We start from the raw sequence: 20,106 nt of genomic DNA, 5'->3' as shown, positions 1-20,106 counted from the left end.
GGAAAGACCTCGCAAGGATTTTGCGGGGTGATACAACTTTGAGCAGATTTTTACGGATAAATCGGCAGGTATTTGCCGGACTTAACCCGAACTTAGTGGATTTTTATCTGGAATTTCATCGGTCAACGGCCAGTAGAAATCCGGTGGCAGGCCTGCTTCGGCGCGTTTTTCTTCGTTGAAGGGCGGTTTCAGCGCGCCATGGAAGTATTTGCGCACAAGGTTGTGGAATTCATCTTTCGGGTCCAGTTCGTGACGGCCACAAAGGAAGTGGAACCATTTAGACCCGTAAGCCACATGGCCGACTTCTTCGGAATAGATCACTTCCAAAGCGTCCACGACATCGTCGAGCTTTGCCTTTTTAAAGACTTCGATCATGCCCGGGGTCACGTCCAAACCGCGCGCTTCTAAAACCATCGGCACCACAGCCAGACGGCCCATCAGATCATCTATTGTATCTTCAGCCGCGCGCCACATGCCCGCATGGGCTGGCAGGTCGCCATAAAAACTGTCAAGCTTTTCAAGGCAGTTGCAAATTAGGTTGAAGTGATTGCTTTCTTCATCCGCAGCTCTCACCCAATCATCATAAAACCCCATTGGGAATTTTGTGTCGGTGAAACGCGCGATCAAATCCCAATGCAGATCAACCGCATTGAGCTCGATATGCGCCACTGCATGCAGCAATGCAATCTGGCCTGGACGCGAGCCTGGACGGCGGCGGGGTACATCGCGTGGCGACAAAAGATCGGGTTTCTCAGGTCGTGCCGGACGCAGGGGTGGTTCGCCCGATCCGACTTCTACATCCGATCCTGCTTTACGTGCTGCAAACCACTGAGCTGCATAGCGCCGGGAAAGAGCAGTTTTTTCGCGCCCATCCGCTGTGGTCAACACATCGACCGCCATCTCGGCAAGTGGCTTGCTTAGGGCAGTCACGCCGCCAGCTCCTGTGCTGCGGCGAGAACTTCATCCACGTGTCCAGCCACTTTGACTTTGTTCCACACGCGCGCGACTTTGCCCTCTGCGTCGATCAGAACCGTTGTGCGCACAATGCCAAAGAAGGTTTTGCCGTACATCTTCTTTTCGGCCCAGACACCGTAGTCTTCGCACACCGTGCCTTCGGCGTCAGACAAAAGCGGGACAGTTAGCTCTTGTTTGTCGCGAAATTTGGCGTGGCTTTTCAAATCATCTTTGGAAATTCCATAGACCTTTGTGCCTGCCGCCGCGAAGTCAGCAGCAGCTTGGGTGAAGTCGATCGCTTCAACCGTGCAGCCTTTGGTGTTGTCACGTGGGTAAAAAAACAAAACAACAGGGTTTGGTTTTTGCGCAGAAAGAGTTACGAGATCTCCGTCCGTTTCCGGCAAGGTGAAGTCGGGCGCAATATCGCCGATGTTCAGCATGGCAGCTCCTTGGGGATTTTTCTTTAAGGCTATATGCTAGGGCAGAGACTACGACAAGCAACCGTAAGGCCGACACGTCACCTATGACGCATCCTTCTCCTGATCAAAATGCGACCGACGCTTCACAGGCGCAAGATGCCCCAGATTCTGAGGCTGGTGCGAAAGCTGTGAAGACTCGCAAGAAACGACATTGGAGCTGGTGGACAATTTTGGGCACGGTCGCCGTGGTTTTGGTGATGTGTGCTGCCTTAGTTGCGGGGTTGCTGTACAGCCACGGGCGCACAATGCAGGCGCCGGAGTGGATGCGCGACATCGCTCAGGAACAGTTTTCCAACGCTTTACCCGGTGCGGATGTCACGTTTGATGGGCTGACCATCGAAGTACAAAAAGATTGGCACCCGCGGATCCTGCTTGAACGTGTGATGATCACGCCCGACAACGGTGCCGCGCCGATCGAGTTCACCGAGGCGGAAACCTCTTTATCTTATCGCCGCTTGCTAAAGCGTCAGGTTGCGCCGCTTGATATTCGACTGTCCGGCGTATTCTTGGCAGCGCGCAGAAGTGATGCAGGGCAGGTCGGGGTATCATTTGGCCGGGCAGAGGCCGCGGACAGACCCAATACTGCCCTTTCTGACGTGGTGAACCAGATCGACGGCTGGTTGAGCCTGCCTCAGTTTGAACGGTTGACCGCTGTTAACATCGATGCGGTGACCATCCAGTTTGACGATCTCAGAGCGAAACGTTCCTGGACTGTGGATGGCGGTCAAATGCAGATGAGCCGGGATGGCGATGCTTTGCGTATGGCATCCAATTTCGCCTTGTTGGGCGGTCGCGATTATGTTTCGACCTTGGAGTTCAATTACGAAAGCAATATCGGCGAAACAGCCGCAGGTTTTGGCATAAATATTGAAGATGTGGTGTCCGAAGATATCTCCAGCCAATCGCCGGCGCTGGCTTGGTTAAACATTATAGATGCGCCCATCTCTGGTGCGATGCGGGTTGAAATCGATGATGCGGGTGAACTTGGACCGCTGAGCGCGACGCTGCAGATTGCCGATGGGGTGATCCAGCCAGAAGACGGGGCCAAAGGGGTGCCGTTTGAAGCGGCGCATGCCTATCTGACTTATCAGCCTGAAACCAATACCATCGTTTTTGACGAGCTGTTTGTTGAAAGCCCTTGGATCACGGCACGCGCTGAAGGCAAGGCACATCTCGAAGAATTCACCACGGGTCTGCCCAATGCTTTGATCGCTCAGTTCAAATTGACCGAGTTGTCGGGCAATCCTGCAGATCTCTTTGACGCGCCGATTGGGCTTGAGCACGCGCAGGCTGATCTGAGGCTGCAGCTTGATCCCTTTGAGTTGCATATCGGCGAAATGCTGATCCGTGATCGTGGGCAGTCGTTGGTTCTGGACGCTAAACTGCAGGCCACTGAAGACGATTGGATTGTGGCTGTGAACGGCCACATGGATGCGCTCGAGGCGCAGCGCGTTGTGGATTGGTGGCCTGAAAACGCGGTTCCGAAAACCCGTAAATGGATTGATGAAAACATCTTTGCAGGTTGGCTGCAGGACATCAATTTTGCGCTGCGGTCGGTGCCTGGCTCAAAACCAGACGCCTATGTTGATTTTAATTTCCGCGATGCTTCGGTGCGCTATGCTAAAACCTTGCCGATTATTACTGGTGGCAAGGGGCAGGCGGTCCTTGATGGTTCGCGGTTTACCGTTTTGGCGCATGAAGGATTTGCAACACCGGGCCAAGGCGGTGTGATTGACGTAGCGGGCACCAGTTTTGTGATCCCGGACACACGCCTCAAACCTGCACTGTCTGAAGTGAACTTGAAAACCGATGGCACTGTGACAGCAACTTTGGCCTTACTGGACCACGCGCCGCTCTCGTTTCTCAGCAAAGCAAATCTGCCTGTTGATCTGGCAGAAGGCCGTGCCAAGGTCTTTGGGGCTCTTGAGATACCATTGGTGCAAAAGCTGAAGGCCGAAGAGGTCGCGTTTGAACTCGAGGCGGAGCTGACCGATGTTCGCACGTCTCATTTTATCAAAGACAAGGTGATTGCCGTGCCATTGATGCGGGCAAAAGTCGACAATGATAGCCTGCGCCTCTCCGGACCGGGGCGGATCGGTCAGGTGCCTTTTGAAGCTCTGTTTGAAACAGCTCTGGGGCCGGGCAATGGCGGCGCAAGCACTGTTACCGGCCGATTGGAGCTGAGTGAGCGTTTTATTGATGAATTCAATATTGGTCTGACCCAAGACATGGTTTCGGGCCAAAATACTGCTGAGTTTGCATTGGAGCTTAAGCGAGGATCACCCGGTACGTTCCGTGTGCAGTCAGACACGGTTGGTTTGCGCATGGCAATTACGCCGCTTGGGTGGTCGAAACCGGCCAACCGTGCAGGGACGCTCGAGGTGCAAGGCCAACTGAGCACGCCGTTGCAAGTCTCGCGTCTGGTTCTAGAAGCACCGGGCCTCAGTGCGGAGGGTGCGATTTCGCTAAAAGACAGTGGTGGGCTTGATCGTGTGAGCCTTAGCAAAGTGCAGGTTGGTCGTTGGTTGTCTGCGCAGGCTGATCTTGTTGGACGCGGCAACGGCACGCCAAACATCGTTCTACGCTCTGGCACACTGGATATGCGCAACGCGCCTTCCGTCAATGCGGGGCCACAGTCAGGGGGCGGTGGGCAAAGCACATCGATCCAAGGCAATCTGGATCGCGTGACAATATCAGATGGGATCTCGCTGACGGGATTTGCTGGCCAATTTGCAACCGGCGGCGGATTTAACGGAGATTTCACCGCACAGGTTAATGGCGGCGCAGCCATCCAAGGCACTATTGTTCCAAGTCAAGGCCGCAGTGCTGTGCGCATTCGATCTAACGATGCGGGCGGGACCATGCGATCTGCGGGCATTCTGAAGCAGGCCCATGGGGGCCAGCTGGAGGTCACGCTGCAGCCCGACGGCCCTGAAGGTCATTTTCTGGGGCGCCTCAATGCAAGTTCGGTGCGGGTGAAAGATGCGCCTGCGATGGCTGAATTGTTAAATGCGCTGAGTATTGTGGGTTTGCTAGATCAGTTGGGTGGTGAGGGTATTGCCTTTGCTGATGTCAGCGCTGCCTTCAAACTGACGCCGCAATATGTGCATCTGACACAGGGCAGTGCTGCAGGTCCTTCGATGGGGATTTCGATGGACGGGGTCTATAACCTGAACAATGCGCAGCTTGATATGCAGGGGGTGATATCCCCGATCTACCTAGTAAACGCGATTGGGCGACCTGTTGCCAAAAAGGGCGAGGGGCTGTTCGGCTTCAATTACAGCCTGCGCGGAACATCTGATAGCCCATCCGTGTCGGTGAACCCGCTTTCTGTCTTGACGCCGGGCTTCCTTCGGGACATTTTCCGCCGCCCGACCAAAGTGCCCGGAAACGATGGCACCGCGCAAACCCAATAAACTTAATCTAGAGACCAGCGGACCCTCAAAATGCAGCTTTCTGACTTCGACTTTGATCTGCCCGAGCGCCTGATCGCGACCCGGCCTGCCAATCCGCGCACCTCAGCTAAATTGCTGGTGGCCAGTCAGGATAAGATCACGGATTCCGTTGTTTCAGATATCGCACAGTATTTCCGCCCTGGCGATCGGCTGGTTCTGAATGACACTAAGGTCATTCCCGCGCGCCTTTCAGGCGTACGTCGCCGTGACAGCGCGCAGGGCTCTGTGCAAGCCAAGATCGAAGTCACACTGCTGGAACCCAAAGGCGAAGGCCTATGGGGGGCATTGTTAAAGCCTTTAAAAAAGATCAATGAGGGTGAAGTCATTCATTTCTCTGATGACTTCACAGCAACATTGGAAAGCAAAGTAGACGGTCAGGCCGTGTTGCGCTTTGATGCGGATGGCGATGCCTTTGAAGCGGCATTGCAGGCGTCGGGTGCCATGCCTCTGCCGCCTTACATTGCGGCGAAACGCGCAGCGGACGAACAAGATAAAACCGACTACCAGACTGTTTTTGCACGTTATTCCGGGGCGGTTGCCGCACCGACAGCGTCATTGCATTTTGACGAGGCCTTATTGCAAAGCCTCGCGGATATGGGCGTCGAGTTTTCACACGTGACTTTGCATGTTGGGGCCGGGACGTTCCTGCCAGTGAAAGTCGATGACGTGACCACCCATAAGATGCACGCGGAATGGGGGCGGGTCAGTGAACAAGCGGCTGCAGAGATTGCTGCAACCAAAGCCAATGGGGCGCGCGTTATTCCTGTGGGTACAACCGCTTTGCGCCTGATCGAAAGTGCCGCGCGCAGCGGGCAGATTGAACCCTGGGAAGGTGAGACCGATATCTTTATCTACCCGGGTTTTACCTTCAACGTAGCTGACGCGCTGATGACCAATTTTCATCTGCCGAAATCCACATTGATGATGCTGGTTTCAGCTTTGATGGGGCAAGAGCGCGTGCGCGAGATTTATGATCACGCTATCAAAAGCGACTACCGGTTTTTCTCTTACGGAGATTCCTCGTTGCTGCTGCCGTAAGGCGCAAAAATCAAACATCGAAAACTTCAGGCTTGGCGGAATCAGCAATCCGCTGCAGTACTTATTCTCAGGTCCAATCTGGAGACACGCAAATGGGTCAGTTCCTGTCAGGCGCATGGGCGCTATTGCTTGGTATTTTGCTTTTGATGCTTGGCAATGGCATGCACGGAACGCTGTTAGGTATTCGTGGTGAAATCGAAGGGTTTTCGACCACACAGATGTCCTATGTGATGTCCGCTTATTTTGTCGGCTTTCTAGGGGGATCAAAACTGACTCCAGAGATGATCCGGCGTGTTGGTCACGTGCGAGTTTTCGCAGCCTTGGCGTCTTTCATTTCCGCCTGTTTGATCCTCTTCCCGGTGGTATCTGATCCCTGGGCTTGGGTTGCCATTCGCGTGGTCATCGGATTTTGTTTCTCGGGCGTATATGTCACCGCTGAAGGGTGGCTGAATAACGCGGCTTCCAATGAAACACGTGGGCAGGCGCTGTCCTTTTATATGATTGTTCAAATGCTCGGGATTATCGCGGCGCAGGGGATTTTGGTTCTGGGGGATCCATCCGGGTTTGTCCTGTTTGTCATCCCATCGGTATTGATCTCGATTTCCTTTGCACCAATTTTGCTGTCGGTCGTGCCGACGCCAGCCTTTGAGCAATCCAAAAACATGGGGTTTCGAGATCTCTGGAATGTCTCGCCACTTGGCTTTGTTGGGACCGTGCTTTTGGGGGGAATGTTTGCGGCTCAATTTGGCATGGCGGCCGTTTTCGCCACAGAGATCGGCATGACCATCCCGCAGATTTCGTTGTTTGTTGCTATGATCTATGTCGGGGCCGTGGTGACGCAATTCCCGATTGGGTGGTTGTCTGATCGGATGGACCGTCGCCTGTTGATCCTTCTGGTCTCTGTTGGTGCGATCTTTGGCGGCTTTGCGGGCATGATCGATTTGGACAATTTTACGCTTTTGCTTGTCGCTGCCTTTGTTCTGGGTGGGACAACCAACCCGCTGTATTCCCTGTTGCTGGCCCATACGAATGACTTCGTGAGCCACGATGAAATGGCAGGCACCTCAGGCGCGCTTTTGTTTCTTAACGGGGTGGGCGCGATCACCGGCCCGATTGTGATTGGTTGGTCAATGAACCTCTACGGACCAATTGCGTACTTCGGTTATATGGTCGCCCTCATGATGTTGCTGGCTGCCTACGCATCCTATCGCATGGCGATTCGAGCAGCACCGTCAGTTGAGGAAACCGGGTCTTATGCAGCGTTAGCGCCAACATTTTCGCCGATTGCCTTAGAAGTTGCACAAATTGCGTCAGAAGAGGCGTCTGAAGACGACAATGAGAGGTAAATGTCGGTTTTGAAGCAAAAAATGACTTTTCACTCACCTAATTTGAGGCGTAACGTTTTTGTAACAGAATGATGTCTCTCAAAAGGAGTAAAGGCTATGGCAGGGCCTGAGGAGATACTGAATTTTTGGCTTGATGAAGTTGAGCCGAAGGACTGGTACATTTCGAACGAAGAACTGGATCAAAAGATCCGGGATCGTTTCCAAAGCACTTGGGAAGAAGCGATGAACGGAGGATTGGGCCAGTGGTTGACCTATGCGTCCGGGTCCCTCGCTTATATCATTCTAACTGATCAATTCTCACGCAATATGTTCCGCGGCGACGGCAAAGCCTATTCTTCGGATCGTCGGGCCTTGGCGGCAGCAAAGGCAGCTGTATGCAAAAAGTGGGACCTGCGCTTGGAAGAACCTGCGCGTATGTTCTTTTACATGCCGCTGATGCATTCCGAAAATAACTGTGATCAGGACCGCTGTGTGCGTTTGATCAAAGAACGTCTGACAAATGCGGACAGCATGTTGCTTCATGCCCGCGCGCACCGCGAAGTGATCCGGTCTTTTGGTCGGTTCCCACATCGCAATGCTGAAACCGGGCGTCGCAGCACACAGCTTGAACTGGCTTACCTGACGAAAGGTGGCTACGGGTCCACGGTGCAGGAACTGCAGGCGGCGTAACGCTGCACTGAAATCGCACCAAAAAAATGAAACGCTGAAACCGTCGCTTCGGTTTCAGCGTTTTTCTTTGTCTGACGCCGATTGCCGGAGGCTCGGTAAGCTTTGCCAAGGCCCATCTTAGCGGGCGATCGCCTGAATATGAATGCTCAATCCATCGCGACATAAAATTACGCGGCAAAAACCTCGTTGCACTTCGCGCATGGCTTCGTAAGGTTCATGAAACGCATTACCCTTGGAGGACCTCATGGCCGCAAAATCCTTTGATATGATCGTAATTGGAGCAGGGCCGGGGGGCTATGTTGCCGCCATTCGCGGCGCGCAATTGGGTTTGAAGGTGGCCATTATCGAACGCGAGCATATGGGTGGGATTTGCCTCAACTGGGGATGTATCCCCACCAAAGCTTTGCTGCGGTCTTCGGAAGTCTTTCATCTGATGAACCACGCTAAGGATTATGGACTGAGCGCCGATAATATCTCCTACGATTTAGACGCTGTTGTTAAACGCTCGCGCGGCGTGGCCAAGCAGCTGAATTCGGGCATTGGCCATCTGATGAAAAAGAACAAGGTCACAACCTTTATGGGGGAAGCGACTTTGCCGGCCAAAGGCAAAGTCGCTGTCAAAACCGACAAGGGTATTGAAGAGTTGACCTCTAAGCACATCGTTGTGGCCACCGGTGCCCGTGCACGCGAATTGCCGGGACTTGAGGCCGACGGAGATCGCGTTTGGACCTACAAACATGCGCTGCAACCGCCGCATATGCCAAAGAAACTGCTGGTTATCGGCTCTGGGGCCATCGGTATTGAGTTCGCGAGCTTCTACAACACGCTGGGCGCTGAGACGACGGTTGTTGAGGTCATGGATCGCATACTGCCAGTGGAAGATGCCGAGATTTCGTCCTTTGCCAAGAAGGCCTTCCAAAAGCAGGGCATGAAGATCATGGAAAAAACCATGGTCAAGCAACTGGACCGCAGCAAAAGCAAGGTCACGGCCCATATCGAGGCTGGCGGCAAGGTAATCAAGCAGGACTTTGATGCTGTGATTTCGGCTGTGGGGATTGTTGGCAATGTCGAAGGTCTGGGGCTTGAGGCGCTCGGTGTGAAAATCGACCGCACACATGTGGTCACAGATGAATACTGCCGCACCGGTGTTGATGGGCTCTATGCTATTGGTGACGTCGCGGGTGCGCCTTGGCTCGCGCACAAAGCCTCTCATGAGGGTGTGATGATCGCGGAACTTATTGCAGGTGGTAAACCGCATGCAGTGAAACCAGAAAGCATTGCGGGCTGCACCTATTGTCATCCTCAGGTCGCGTCTGTGGGATTGACCGAGGCCAAAGCCAAAGAGGCTGGCTATGACATAAAAGTGGGTCGCTTCCCGTTCATTGGCAACGGCAAGGCCATCGCTTTGGGCGAACCCGAGGGCATGGTGAAGACCATCTTTGACGCGAAAACCGGCGAACTTCTGGGCGCGCATATGATCGGCGCCGAAGTGACCGAAATGATCCAGGGCTATGTTGTTGGTCGCCAGCTGGAAACCACCGAAGAAGATTTGATGGAAACGGTCTTCCCGCACCCAACGCTTTCTGAAATGATGCACGAAAGCGTCCTCGATGCCTACGGAAGGGCGCTACATATATAATTTGAAGCCCCTTTAGAGGACGAGAGCAGATGCCCAGCCTAAACCGGATCATTATGAACCGCCGATCCCGCAAAATGATGGAGGAGATTGGCGTCGAGGATATGGATGTGGCCGAGATCTCGGGCCAATGGGGCATGAACCTGAAGACCAAGTCCTACGTGCAATATAAGTTCCCGGCGCATGACATTTGCACGGGGCCGGTGCGTTACGCGGACGGCGAGGTTCTGAAATACGATCTGATCCTCGCCAATCAGGTCTGGGAGCATCTGGACCGCCCCTATGCGGCCACCAAACACGTGATGGAAATGCTGCGTCCGGGCGGCTATTTCTGGCTCGCGGTGCCGTTCCACATTCCTTATCACGGTGCGCCGCATGACTGCTCTCGTTGGTCAGCGCGTGGTCTTGCAAACCTGCTGATTGAAGCGGGATTTGCAGAGGATCAGGTGAAATCGGCACAATGGGGCAACCGCGAAGCTGCGATGCGCAATCTGGAGGCCGATTGGCCGCCGGAATATGACAAGGACAAAGATAATATGGAGAACGACCGACAGTTCCCAATTGTCGCTTGGGCTTTGGCGCGGAAGGCTTGATTGTTCTCTCTGGGACATTAGAGGCAAGTATCTATTCCAAATAACATCCTTAGATGTGATTGCGGTGAATGTCTGTTTCGAGCCCAATGCAGACGCTTATCGGATCACAAATTTGAAGCCCTCATCATAGCAATTCCATTCTTTATCAACGGCAATGTGCTGGTTTAGTAAGTCGAAGGCATCTTTTTGAGTTATAACTTTCGGCGTAAAATTGTCTTTCACAATATCAAAGCCACCAAACTCCAAGTCTGTAACTCCCTTCATTTGAAGTTCTGTGGGGCCGTCCTCATCTACCGTCCAGAAATCTATGGTTAAGTCATATTCTAAAGACCAACTCTTTGCGGTTTCCAAGCGCCTAACAGAAAGCTCCCACAAACTGGCATCAAAATGTGTGCCCTGAAAGTAGCATGAGGCTTCACCCATGGGATTTAGGGTCTTCGAAGCTAAAATGGATTGTTGCAGCGTTAGTTCGTGCAGAGGAAAAACAAGCCAATCGACCATGCAATTCGGCTCCTCAATTTCCCCTTCATATTGAAATGAAGCAAAGTCAAAGTGCACGGACCAATAGAGGTCGCGATCCACTCCAACTCGTGGGTTTTCGAAGAGATGGGCAGAGAGCATCCCATTTCTAGGTTTGAACATCGCTGAGCTCAACTTCATGAAACACCCATTTCAAAATTGGAAACTTTTGGGGAAAACTTATTTTAACCTGATTACTTGATTTGCTTCTAGCGCCGACTTCAGAATGAGCAGCAGCTTTGTCCGCAAAGCTGCCCTGAACTAACCGCACCTCAGAGTACTGCCAGAATCTGTCAGCTAAACACGTAATTTGGTGCATTCTTAAATTCCCCCCTTGAGATTCCTTTTAGTTCAGGGGACGACTCTATAGATATCAATTGAGTGTTCATATTTTGTTCACTATTTGCTATTGGAGACTCAGGCCCCACGACCTATCTGTGAAGGGCTGCATTTGGGGGCCCGTATGGCTGAGCTAAAAAACATCGAGGTGCGCGGCGCGCGCGAGCATAATTTGAAGTCCATTGATGTGGATATTCCGCGCGACCAGCTGGTGGTGATCACCGGTCTGTCTGGGTCCGGGAAATCGTCTTTGGCCTTTGATACGATCTATGCTGAAGGCCAGCGCCGCTATGTGGAAAGCCTCAGCGCTTATGCTCGTCAATTCCTTGATATGATGGAGAAACCTGACGTTGATCATATCGCGGGCCTGAGCCCGGCGATTTCGATTGAGCAGAAGACAACCTCCAAAAATCCACGTTCGACCGTTGGGACGGTCACCGAGATTTACGACTACATGCGCCTGTTGTTTGCGCGGGTCGGAACGCCGTATTCCCCTGCCACCGGTCTGCCCATCGAAGCTCAGCAAGTGCAGGACATGGTTGATCGCGTGATGACGCTGGACGAGGGCACACGCGGCTATCTGCTCGCCCCAATCGTGCGGGATCGCAAAGGTGAATACAGAAAAGAGTTTCTGGAACTGCGCAAACAGGGTTTTCAGCGGGTGAAAGTCGATGGCGAGTTCTATGAGCTCGACACACCGCCGACATTGGACAAAAAATACCGCCACGACATTGATGTGGTGGTGGACCGGATTGTGATCCGTGAGGGGCTGGAAACGCGGTTGGCGGACAGCCTGCGCACAGCACTTGACCTGGCGGACGGCATTGCGGTGTTGGAGACGGCACCGAAAGAGGGTGACCCTGAGCGCATCACCTTCTCTGAAAACTTCGCCTGTCCGGTGTCTGGCTTCACCATTCCTGAAATTGAGCCGCGCTTGTTCTCGTTCAACGCGCCTTTCGGGGCTTGTCCGGAATGTGATGGGTTGGGCAAAGAGCTTTATTTCGATGAAAAGCTCGTGGTGCCGGATGCGACCCTAAAGATCTATGACGGGGCCCTGGCACCTTGGCGGAAAGGGAAGTCTCCGTATTTCCTGCAGACCATCGAGGCAATTGCCAAACATTACGATTTTGACAAGAACACAACCTGGAAGAAGCTGCCGAAACATGTGCAGCAGGTGTTTTTATACGGCTCCGGAGAAGAGGAAATCCCGTTCCGCTATGATGAGGGCGGCCGTGTTTACGAAGTCACGCGGGTCTTTGAAGGCGTCATTCCAAACATGGAGCGGCGCTATCGCGAGACGGATTCCAATTGGATCCGCGAAGAGTTTGAACGCTATCAAAACAATCGGCCATGCGGGGCCTGCGGTGGCTATCGTCTGCGTGAAGAGGCGCTGGCGGTTAAGATTGCGGGCATGCATGTGGGCCAAGTTGTTGAGATGTCGATCCGTGAAGCCGCGGATTGGATGGCGACAGTTCACGAAAGCCTGACGCCGCAGAAACAAGAGATTGCAAAGGCGATTGTTAAAGAGATTTCTGAGCGTCTTGGTTTTCTAAATAACGTTGGATTAGAATACCTTACGCTGTCACGTTCAAGTGGTACTCTGTCCGGTGGTGAAAGTCAGCGGATCCGTTTGGCAAGTCAGATTGGCTCTGGCCTGACCGGTGTTCTCTATGTGTTGGATGAGCCGTCGATTGGTTTGCACCAACGCGACAATGACCGTCTGCTTGGCACGCTGAAGAACTTGCGAGACCAAGGCAATACCGTCATTGTTGTCGAACACGACGAAGAAGCAATCCGCGAGGCGGACTACGTCTTTGACATTGGACCCGGCGCGGGTGTGCACGGTGGTCAGGTTGTGTCCGAGGGCACGCCTGCAGAAATTATTGCTGATGCGGGATCGGTGACAGGTCAATACTTGTCTGGTGTGCGTGAGATCAGCATTCCGGCCGAACGTCGCGAGGGCAATGGCAAGAAGCTTTCAGTTGTAAAGGCAACTGGCAACAACCTGAAAAATGTGACAGCTGATTTCCCACTGGGCAAATTTGTCTGTGTCACAGGTGTTTCCGGCGGCGGTAAATCCACGCTGACCATCGAAACTTTGTTTAAGACCGCATCCATGCGTCTGAACGGTGCGCGCCAAACGCCTGCGCCGTGTGAGACCATCAAAGGGCTTGAGCATTTAGATAAGGTCATCGACATCGACCAACGTCCGATTGGGCGTACACCGCGATCTAACCCTGCAACCTATACCGGGGCCTTCACGCCGATCCGTGACTGGTTTGCTGGGCTGCCAGAGTCGAAGACGCGCGGATATAAGCCAGGGCGTTTCTCCTTCAATGTGAAGGGGGGGCGTTGTGAGGCTTGCCAGGGCGACGGCGTTATTAAGATCGAGATGCACTTTTTGCCGGATGTCTATGTTCAGTGCGAAACCTGCAACGGTGCGCGCTATAACCGCGAGACTTTGGAGATCAAATTCAAAGGCAAGTCCATTGCAGATGTGCTGGATATGACCGTTGAGGACGCCAAAGAGTTCTTTAAAGCGGTGCCGTCGATCCGCGATAAGATGGAAGCGCTCAGCCGGGTTGGCCTGGACTATATCAAGGTCGGCCAGCAAGCGACGACGCTCTCAGGCGGTGAAGCGCAGCGGGTGAAATTGTCAAAGGAACTGGCGAAACGCTCAACCGGCCGCACGCTGTATATTCTGGATGAGCCGACAACAGGCTTGCACTTTGAAGATGTGCGTAAGCTATTGGAAGTGCTGCATGAATTGGTGGAGCAGGGCAATACGGTTGTTGTGATTGAACACAACTTGGATGTCGTAAAAACCGCAGATCATATCATCGATATCGGCCCTGAGGGTGGTGATGGCGGTGGTGAAGTTGTGGCTGAAGGCACGCCGGAAGAGGTGGCCAATGCGCAGCGCAGTCATACAGGGCGTTACCTGAAAGAGATGCTAAACCAAGCGCGTGTTGCGGCGGAGTAGGGGCTCGCCCCGCCGCCTCTCGGAGTATTCTGAGAGTATTTTGCAAAGGTGAAATTAGGCCGCCTGCGTTCTTTGGCTGGTCTTTTTCGCTAGCAGAACTGGCAAAAGGAACAGGGCTAAGAAAAACGTGTTCATCACCACGTTGAACCAAGCGCCAGCAATCAAGGATCCGATGCCGTCTGGGATGTACCAGGCCAGAACCGCAGGGATGATGATCTTAGCGCCGAGGTTTGGGTTTTCTGAATAGACATGTGTCGTGATCTGCCAAACAAAGCCTGCGAAACCCACCATTAGCCCGGCGAAGATTGCCAGAAAAAGCCGCTCGGTTGGGGTTTCGATGGTCTCTGCGCCGTCCATCGGCATGTGGGCAATATCCACAAAGAAATTATTGAAGGCTGCAAAGGGTTCCAGAAAAAGACCTGCAATCAAGGCGGTGGCGTAGAGGACTGTGCCGGCGCAGGCAAACCTGAGAATGCGAATGGATGTGTCTAATGTCATGTGATGGTCCTTTGTTCACATTGGTCATGTGCGCAGAGTTCCTGCATTCACATCAGCAAAACAATTACCTCACAGGTAAGTGGCAACAGGTTTTCTTTGAAGTAAGCTGAGCTGAAGCAAGGAGGCAGTATGCGTGACGGTTTTGGGGATATCATAAAAGAATGGCGGCAAATTCGGCGGATGAGCCAACTTGAATTGGCGCTTTCAACCGGGGTTTCCGCGCGGCATATTTCTTTTTTGGAAACGGGTCGGTCGCAGCCCAGTCGCGGGATGACTTTGCGATTGAGCGAAGAACTGGATATGCCACGCAGTGCGTGCAATCAGTTGCTCGTGGCCGCAGGCTGGGCCGCGCATTATGACAGTCGATCCTTAAGCGAAGAGGACATGGCCCCCTTACGTTTGGCGATGGATTGGACGCTGAGTCAGCATGCGCCTTATCCTGCGATTGCTGTGGATCGGCATTGGGTTTTGGTCGCTTTGAACCGCCCCGCAGAGATGCTGTTTTCGACTGTGTCATTAACGGCCGGGGATAGTCTGCTGGATGCCTTCCTCGACAATCACGCCCTACGCGGGGCGCTTGAGAATCTTGAAGAGGTCGAGCGTTTGATGCTGACGCGTTTGCGCACTGAGCTTTCTCATTTTGGGCGCGATGCGGTGTTGGAAAAGGCCATTGAGAGGCTGCAAGCCAATGTACCTGCTGACCAACATATGCACAGCGCCGGAGAGACAATCATCCCAGCGCGGTATAGCGTTGGCGGGCAGGTCTTGTCTTTCTTTTCCACCATCGCGCAATTTGGCGGTGTCGAAGATGTTGCCATGTCCGAATTGAGGATCGAACTGTTTTTCCCAGTAGATGAAGACACCCGTCGCACGATCTTTGCCATGATGGAGCAGGGATAGGGTGGCGTTGTTGCACGTCCGTTGAGAGGGTGCAGCCACCCGCCTGAAGCATCTAGGTGTTTTTGCAGGTATTGATCCCAACCAATGAGTATAGCGGGCAGCTGCTGATCAGACCGGTGATCAATGGGATCACGCCGATCCACATCCAGAGATGCCCTTCACGGATCGCGCCAAGGATTAGGATTGCACCAAGAATAAGCCGAAATGCGCGGTCGATCGCGCCAATGTTTTTTGTAAGCATCATCTATTCCTTTCTGAATGGATGATGCCTTCTTATATTACATTCTCAAATCTGAATATGATCCAGATCAACCACGACCACGTTTTTCAAAGCGCGGCAACATGGCGGAGAAATCCATCCCTAGTCCATCTTCGTTTTCAACAAATTGCGCGTAGAGATTGCTGGCCATTTCGCCCATAGGCGTGTCGGCATCAGCCGATGTCGCAGCCTGTTGTGACAGGCGCAGATCTTTGAGCATCAGCTCTGCCGCGAACCCCGGTTGGTAATCGTTGTCAGATGGGCTTTGTGGGCCCACGCCGGGGGCAGGGCAATAGGCGTTCATCGTCCAGCTATAGCCGGATGAGGTGCTGACCACGTCAAACATTTTCTGACGGTCGAGGCCCAATTTATCAGCCAAAGCAAAAGCTTCGCAGGTGGCAATCATAGTGACGCCAAGGATCATATTATTGCAGATCTTGGCGGATTGGCCGGCGCCTGCCTCACCGCAATGCACGGCCTTTTGTCCCATGATGTCAAAAAGCGGGTCTGCCTTAGCGAATGCCTCGGCGCTGCCGCCCGCCATGAAGGTCAAAGTGCCGCCAGCGGCCCCACCAATACCGCCAGAGACCGGAGCATCTACCGACTGAAGCCCTGCGTCCTCAGCCTGCTGCGCGACAGCCTTTGCGCTGTCGACATCCACAGTCGAGCAATCGACAAGTGCTGCCCCTTTGGGCATCACCGGGATGATCTCATTGGCCACAGAGCGCAGGATTTGACCGTTTGGCAGCATGGTGATGACCACATCAGCTCCGTTTGCAGCCTCTGCACCGGTTTTAGCGATGCTGACGCCTTCGATGTTGACATCTGCCATGTCAAAGCCCGTCACCTCGTGACCCGCCTTGGCGAGATTGGCCGCCATTGGACCGCCCATATTGCCTAATCCGATAAACCCGATCTTCATGGCTTACTCTCCCTTTTCAAAAGTCAGTTGCGCATCGCCAAGCGGCATCAGCATTTGAGTGACCGCGACTGATGGCAGCTCCTCCAGGCTGTGACGCCACTTTGGTGTACGGTCTTTGTCGATGATGGCTGCGCGGATACCTTCAATGAAATCAGTGTGTTCCGCCGCGCGATATGTGAAACGGTATTCCTGCTGCAGGGCCGGTCGGATATTGTCGAACGCGCGGTTGCGTTGGATCAGAACCACGGTGCAGGCCATGGACAGCGGAGAGTTCCGCGACATGGTTTTCAGGGTTTTGACGGCAAATTCACTGTCGTCATGTTTCAGTGAAGTGAGGATATCACCCAAAGCAGCACCACTAAAATGGGTATCAATTTGGGTTTGATTTTTGGCAAGGCTGCTTTCAGAAGGCACCTGCGCAGCCGCATCGATCATGGCATAATCGCCGGTCTCTTCCAGCTGTGCGATGAGTGCCGGCCAGTTGGCCTCTGGAATGTAGTAATCCGCGAAACCTGCGTGGATTGCGTCTGCGGCATCCATACGACCAGCGGTCAAGCCGAGGTAAACACCGGTCTGGCCCGGTGCATTGGCAAGAATATAGCTGCCACCCACATCTGGCACCAAACCGATGCCGCATTCAGGCATGGAGATCTGGCTGCTGTCCCCAACCACGCGATGTGACGCGTGGCCACCAACGCCAACACCGCCGCCCATGGTGAAGCCGTGCATAAACGCCGCCACGGGTTTGGGAAATTCGAACAGTTTGGCGTTCATGCGGTATTCGTCGGCCCAAAACTTTTGCCCATATGCGAAATCGCCTTTGGTGCCGGTCTCATAAAGTTCGCCAATGTCACCACCTGCGCAAAAGGCGCGGTCGCCCTCTGCGTCGATGACGATCATCTCCACATCGCTATCCTCTGCCCAGGTGTCCAATGCTTCCTCGATGGCGAGGCACATTTTATAGCTGAGCGCGTTCAAGGCCTTTGGGCGAGTGAAGGTAATGCGCCCTGTCTTGCCCTGTTTGCGAATGTTAATATCGCTCATTTTATACGCCTTTATAGTGAGTTAGGAGACAATGACCTGGCGCGCAATGATCAGACGCATGACTTCGTTTGTGCCTTCCAAAATCTGATGGACCCGTAGATCCCGCACGATTTTCTCGATGCCGTAGTCCGCAAGATATCCATAACCCCCGTGCAGTTGCAGGCAGCCGTTGGCGACTTCAGACGCGACATCCGTAACCATCAGTTTGGCCATGGCGCAGAATTTTGTGGCCTCATGGTCTTTGTTGTCCAGTTTCCAAGCCGCTTGACGCAGAAAGATACGCGCAGCTTGCAATTTGGTTTCAAACTCCGCGAGGCGGAATTGCAGCGCTTGGAATTGGTCTATCGAACGGCCAAAGGCTTTGCGTTCGGACATATATTGTACGGTCTGATCAAGCGCTTGCTGCGCTCCTCCCAGGGCACCAGCAGAGATGTTCAAACGTCCGCCATCAAGACCTGCCATGGCGTAGGAAAAGCCACGACCTTCGTCGCCGACAAGGTTTTCATGTAGGATTTTACAGTCATCAAACTGTACTTGGGTTGTCGGCTGAGCCTTCCAACCCATTTTTTGTTCCAATGCACCGAAGGTCAGGCCCTCTGTGCCGTCATCAACAATCACAGTTGAGATCCCTTTTGGGCCATCTTCGCCGGTGCGACACATGACGACATAGGCATCGGAATAGGAGCCACCTGAAATGAAGGCCTTGGTGCCGTTGAGCACATAGCCGTCATTAGATTTCTCAGCCCGGGTTTTTAGCGCCGCGGCGTCTGAGCCGCTGCCCGGTTCTGTGAGGCAATAGGAATAGATTTTTTCCATGGAACAAAGTCCTGGAAGCACCCGTTGCTTTAGTTCTTCAGAGCCAAACTTATCAATCATCCCACCGCACATATTGTGGATCGATAGGAAGGAGCCAACCGCAGGGCAGGCCATGGCGAGGGCTTCAAACACCAATGTCGCATCCAGACGCGACAAGCCAGATCCGCCATATTCTTCAGAGACATAAAGGCCGCCAAACCCCAGTTCCGCTAGCTTCGGCCACAGGTCTTTTGGAATGGTGCCCGCACGTTCCCATTCTTGTGCAAACGGAGCGATATGCTCTTCTCCAAAGCTTTTGGCCATGTCGAAAATCAGCGTTTGTTCTTCGGTCAGAGCAAAGTCCATGTGGCGTCTCCCAGTCAGTCTATTTTTCATAAATGAACAGTTGTTCGTATAATAACTTTCTTTCGAGAATGTGTCAGGACTTAAATAGGTTAGCGACGTCGCGTCCTTTTTAGAACGCGACGATCAAGGTGCAAATATTGGGTCGTTTTGGCTCAAAAATCAGAGGTCGGCGTGGAATTCTTCTGTGAGGAATTTGACGACATCACGCATCGCGTCCTCTTGAGATTTCCCAGCATCCAATGAGGCGCTCAAAACGGCCCGTTGATCCTGCGCCGCATTGCCCTTTTGCGCAATTGAAATCGCATTTTCGAACTCTGCCTGGCTTTCAAACAGCGCTGAATCCTCGGCGGTCAATTCTTGCAATTCACCAATCAAATCAGCCAGAGGCACTATTTCACGACGGCCGAAATCGATCAGGCCTTCGGTGGTGCCATAGCGTTGTGCGCGCCAGCGGTTTTCTTTGATCAGGAAGCTGTCATAGAGGCGCCAGCGCTGATTTTTGGTTTGCAAACGATAAAGCATGCGCGCCAGGGATTGGTTGAGTGCGGCCACCGACAAGGTTGTTTCCAAACGCGGAGACACATCGCAAATGCGGGTTTCAAGTGTTGGGAATTTGCTGGAGGGGCGCAGATCCCACCAGATTTTGGAACTGTCCTCGATCACGCCCAGCATTTTCAATGCTTCAACGGATCGTTCCCATTGCCCCCAACTGTCCATCACTTGTGGCAAACCAGTGCGCGGCAGGTTGTCAAAAACCGTTAATCGATAGCAGGACAGCCCTGTGTCATCGCCTTGCCAGAAGGGGGAAGACCCAGAAAGTGCCAGCAAATGCGGCAGGAAATAGCTAAGCTGGTTCATGATATCGATGCGCATTTCGCGACTTTCGATACCGACGTGCACGTGCATGCCGCAGATTAACATCCGTCGCGCCACGCCGCCCAGGGTATTTGAGAGCTGATTGTAACGGTCTTTGTCGGTGTGACGTTGGCGTCGCCAATCGCTGAAAGGGTGGCAAGAGCTGGCAATCGGAGCAAGATTATGTTTGGCCGCAACCCGCGCAACCGTGCTGCGCAGTCGTTTAAGATCTTCACGCGCATCGCCAACCGTTTTGCAAACGGTGGTCCCAATTTCAATTTGGCAATCCAAAAACTCAGGGCTGACTTGGCCTTGCAGTTCTGCCTGACATTCTTCCATCAATGCTGCAGGGGCCGGTGCCAGATCGAATGAGTCTTTGTCGACCAGCAGGTATTCTTCTTCAACACCAATGGTGAAATCAGGTTCTTTGACAGGCATAAATCCTCCACTGTCCGC

General features: G+C 53.3%; 17 protein-coding genes. 8 read left to right on the top strand and 9 right to left on the bottom strand.

Annotated features, from left to right (window positions below):
* Positions 1–81: 81 nt before the first annotated feature.
* Positions 82–900, bottom strand: coding sequence for a ferritin-like domain-containing protein (locus tag JXQ85_RS06480; protein ID WP_421749036.1), 819 nt, complete (start codon positions 898–900; stop codon positions 82–84).
* Positions 901–926: 26 nt separating this feature from the next.
* Complete coding sequence (gene bcp / locus JXQ85_RS06475; protein WP_421748068.1) at positions 927–1,394, bottom strand: thioredoxin-dependent thiol peroxidase; 468 nt, start codon at positions 1,392–1,394, stop codon at positions 927–929.
* Between the two features lie 83 nt (positions 1,395–1,477).
* On the opposite strand from bcp, the gene JXQ85_RS06470 reads away from it, so the two are divergent.
* The 6 genes from JXQ85_RS06470 to JXQ85_RS06445 all read left to right on the top strand — a co-directional run bounded on the left by JXQ85_RS06470 (position 1,478) and on the right by JXQ85_RS06445 (position 10,170).
* Positions 1,478–4,849: an AsmA-like C-terminal region-containing protein gene (locus JXQ85_RS06470; RefSeq protein ID WP_421748067.1), complete on the top strand. Its 3,372-nt coding sequence runs from the start codon at positions 1,478–1,480 to the stop codon at positions 4,847–4,849.
* Positions 4,850–4,879: 30 nt separating this feature from the next.
* On the top strand, positions 4,880–5,926 hold the full coding sequence (gene queA, locus JXQ85_RS06465; protein ID WP_421748066.1) for a tRNA preQ1(34) S-adenosylmethionine ribosyltransferase-isomerase QueA: 1,047 nt from the start codon (positions 4,880–4,882) through the stop codon (positions 5,924–5,926).
* 92 nt (positions 5,927–6,018) lie between these two features.
* Positions 6,019–7,272 carry an MFS transporter gene (locus JXQ85_RS06460; RefSeq protein ID WP_421748065.1) on the top strand — a complete coding sequence of 418 codons (1,254 nt, stop codon included), beginning with the start codon at positions 6,019–6,021 and terminating at the stop codon, positions 7,270–7,272.
* Between the two features lie 96 nt (positions 7,273–7,368).
* The gene (locus tag JXQ85_RS06455; RefSeq protein ID WP_421748064.1) at positions 7,369–7,941 is read left to right on the top strand and encodes a DUF924 family protein; all 573 of its coding nucleotides are present in this window, start codon (positions 7,369–7,371) and stop codon (positions 7,939–7,941) included.
* Between the two features lie 244 nt (positions 7,942–8,185).
* Positions 8,186–9,580, top strand: coding sequence for a dihydrolipoyl dehydrogenase (gene lpdA / locus JXQ85_RS06450; RefSeq protein WP_421748063.1), 1,395 nt, complete (start codon positions 8,186–8,188; stop codon positions 9,578–9,580).
* Positions 9,581–9,609: 29 nt separating this feature from the next.
* Positions 9,610–10,170, top strand: a complete 561-nt coding sequence (locus JXQ85_RS06445; protein WP_421748062.1) for a methyltransferase domain-containing protein — start codon at positions 9,610–9,612, stop codon at positions 10,168–10,170.
* 96 nt (positions 10,171–10,266) lie between these two features.
* Here the strand turns inward: JXQ85_RS06445 and JXQ85_RS06440 are convergent, their stop codons facing one another.
* A complete protein-coding gene (locus JXQ85_RS06440) occupies positions 10,267–10,830 on the bottom strand; it encodes a hypothetical protein (RefSeq protein ID WP_421748061.1) in 564 nt (187 codons plus the stop codon).
* Between the two features lie 322 nt (positions 10,831–11,152).
* Between JXQ85_RS06440 and uvrA the strand changes: the two genes are divergently transcribed.
* On the top strand, positions 11,153–14,011 hold the full coding sequence (gene uvrA / locus JXQ85_RS06435; protein WP_421748060.1) for an excinuclease ABC subunit UvrA: 2,859 nt from the start codon (positions 11,153–11,155) through the stop codon (positions 14,009–14,011).
* Positions 14,012–14,065: 54 nt separating this feature from the next.
* Here uvrA and JXQ85_RS06430 read toward each other — a convergent pair whose 3' ends face one another.
* Entirely contained in the window at positions 14,066–14,509 is a 444-nt protein-coding gene (locus JXQ85_RS06430; RefSeq protein ID WP_421748059.1) for an excinuclease ABC subunit A, read from the bottom strand.
* A 129-nt stretch (positions 14,510–14,638) separates the two neighbouring features.
* Here JXQ85_RS06430 and JXQ85_RS06425 point away from each other — a divergent pair, with 129 nt between their 5' ends.
* Positions 14,639–15,409, top strand: a complete 771-nt coding sequence (locus JXQ85_RS06425; RefSeq protein WP_421748058.1) for a helix-turn-helix domain-containing protein — start codon at positions 14,639–14,641, stop codon at positions 15,407–15,409.
* Between the two features lie 52 nt (positions 15,410–15,461).
* On the opposite strand, the gene JXQ85_RS06420 is transcribed toward JXQ85_RS06425, so the two are convergent.
* The 5 genes from JXQ85_RS06420 to JXQ85_RS06400 all read right to left on the bottom strand — a co-directional run bounded on the left by JXQ85_RS06420 (position 15,462) and on the right by JXQ85_RS06400 (position 20,088).
* Positions 15,462–15,650, bottom strand: a complete 189-nt coding sequence (locus JXQ85_RS06420) for a YgaP family membrane protein (RefSeq protein ID WP_421748057.1) — start codon at positions 15,648–15,650, stop codon at positions 15,462–15,464.
* 67 nt (positions 15,651–15,717) lie between these two features.
* Positions 15,718–16,590 carry a 3-hydroxyisobutyrate dehydrogenase gene (gene mmsB / locus JXQ85_RS06415; RefSeq protein WP_421748056.1) on the bottom strand — a complete coding sequence of 291 codons (873 nt, stop codon included), beginning with the start codon at positions 16,588–16,590 and terminating at the stop codon, positions 15,718–15,720.
* A 3-nt stretch (positions 16,591–16,593) separates the two neighbouring features.
* Positions 16,594–17,634, bottom strand: coding sequence for an enoyl-CoA hydratase/isomerase family protein (locus JXQ85_RS06410; RefSeq protein WP_421748055.1), 1,041 nt, complete (start codon positions 17,632–17,634; stop codon positions 16,594–16,596).
* A gap of 21 nt (positions 17,635–17,655) precedes the next feature.
* Positions 17,656–18,795, bottom strand: coding sequence for an acyl-CoA dehydrogenase family protein (locus tag JXQ85_RS06405; RefSeq protein ID WP_421748054.1), 1,140 nt, complete (start codon positions 18,793–18,795; stop codon positions 17,656–17,658).
* A 159-nt stretch (positions 18,796–18,954) separates the two neighbouring features.
* Positions 18,955–20,088: a carboxylate-amine ligase gene (locus JXQ85_RS06400; protein WP_421748053.1), complete on the bottom strand. Its 1,134-nt coding sequence runs from the start codon at positions 20,086–20,088 to the stop codon at positions 18,955–18,957.
* Positions 20,089–20,106: the final 18 nt, after the last annotated feature.

The organism is Cognatishimia sp. (genome assembly GCF_049116455.1).
In the GTDB taxonomy this organism is placed as follows: Bacteria; Pseudomonadota; Alphaproteobacteria; order Rhodobacterales; family Rhodobacteraceae; genus Cognatishimia.
Note: the sequence above shows the minus strand (reverse complement) of the source record. Positions and strands in the feature narration are given on the sequence as shown.

Excerpts from the sequence above, each read along its gene's own strand:
- JXQ85_RS06480 (WP_421749036.1), bottom strand. The coding sequence starts at position 900 with ATGGCGGTCGATGTGTTGACCACAGCGGATGGGCGCGAAAAAACTGCT.
- bcp (WP_421748068.1), bottom strand. The coding sequence starts at position 1,394 with ATGCTGAACATCGGCGATATTGCGCCCGACTTCACCTTGCCGGAAACG.
- JXQ85_RS06470 (WP_421748067.1), top strand. The coding sequence starts at position 1,478 with ATGACGCATCCTTCTCCTGATCAAAATGCGACCGACGCTTCACAGGCG.
- queA (WP_421748066.1), top strand. The coding sequence starts at position 4,880 with ATGCAGCTTTCTGACTTCGACTTTGATCTGCCCGAGCGCCTGATCGCG.
- JXQ85_RS06460 (WP_421748065.1), top strand. The coding sequence starts at position 6,019 with ATGGGTCAGTTCCTGTCAGGCGCATGGGCGCTATTGCTTGGTATTTTG.
- JXQ85_RS06455 (WP_421748064.1), top strand. The coding sequence starts at position 7,369 with ATGGCAGGGCCTGAGGAGATACTGAATTTTTGGCTTGATGAAGTTGAG.
- lpdA (WP_421748063.1), top strand. The coding sequence starts at position 8,186 with ATGGCCGCAAAATCCTTTGATATGATCGTAATTGGAGCAGGGCCGGGG.
- JXQ85_RS06445 (WP_421748062.1), top strand. The coding sequence starts at position 9,610 with ATGCCCAGCCTAAACCGGATCATTATGAACCGCCGATCCCGCAAAATG.
- JXQ85_RS06440 (WP_421748061.1), bottom strand. The coding sequence starts at position 10,830 with ATGAAGTTGAGCTCAGCGATGTTCAAACCTAGAAATGGGATGCTCTCT.
- uvrA (WP_421748060.1), top strand. The coding sequence starts at position 11,153 with ATGGCTGAGCTAAAAAACATCGAGGTGCGCGGCGCGCGCGAGCATAAT.
- JXQ85_RS06430 (WP_421748059.1), bottom strand. The coding sequence starts at position 14,509 with ATGACATTAGACACATCCATTCGCATTCTCAGGTTTGCCTGCGCCGGC.
- JXQ85_RS06425 (WP_421748058.1), top strand. The coding sequence starts at position 14,639 with ATGCGTGACGGTTTTGGGGATATCATAAAAGAATGGCGGCAAATTCGG.
- JXQ85_RS06420 (WP_421748057.1), bottom strand. The coding sequence starts at position 15,650 with ATGCTTACAAAAAACATTGGCGCGATCGACCGCGCATTTCGGCTTATT.
- mmsB (WP_421748056.1), bottom strand. The coding sequence starts at position 16,590 with ATGAAGATCGGGTTTATCGGATTAGGCAATATGGGCGGTCCAATGGCG.
- JXQ85_RS06410 (WP_421748055.1), bottom strand. The coding sequence starts at position 17,634 with ATGAGCGATATTAACATTCGCAAACAGGGCAAGACAGGGCGCATTACC.
- JXQ85_RS06405 (WP_421748054.1), bottom strand. The coding sequence starts at position 18,795 with ATGGACTTTGCTCTGACCGAAGAACAAACGCTGATTTTCGACATGGCC.
- JXQ85_RS06400 (WP_421748053.1), bottom strand. The coding sequence starts at position 20,088 with ATGCCTGTCAAAGAACCTGATTTCACCATTGGTGTTGAAGAAGAATAC.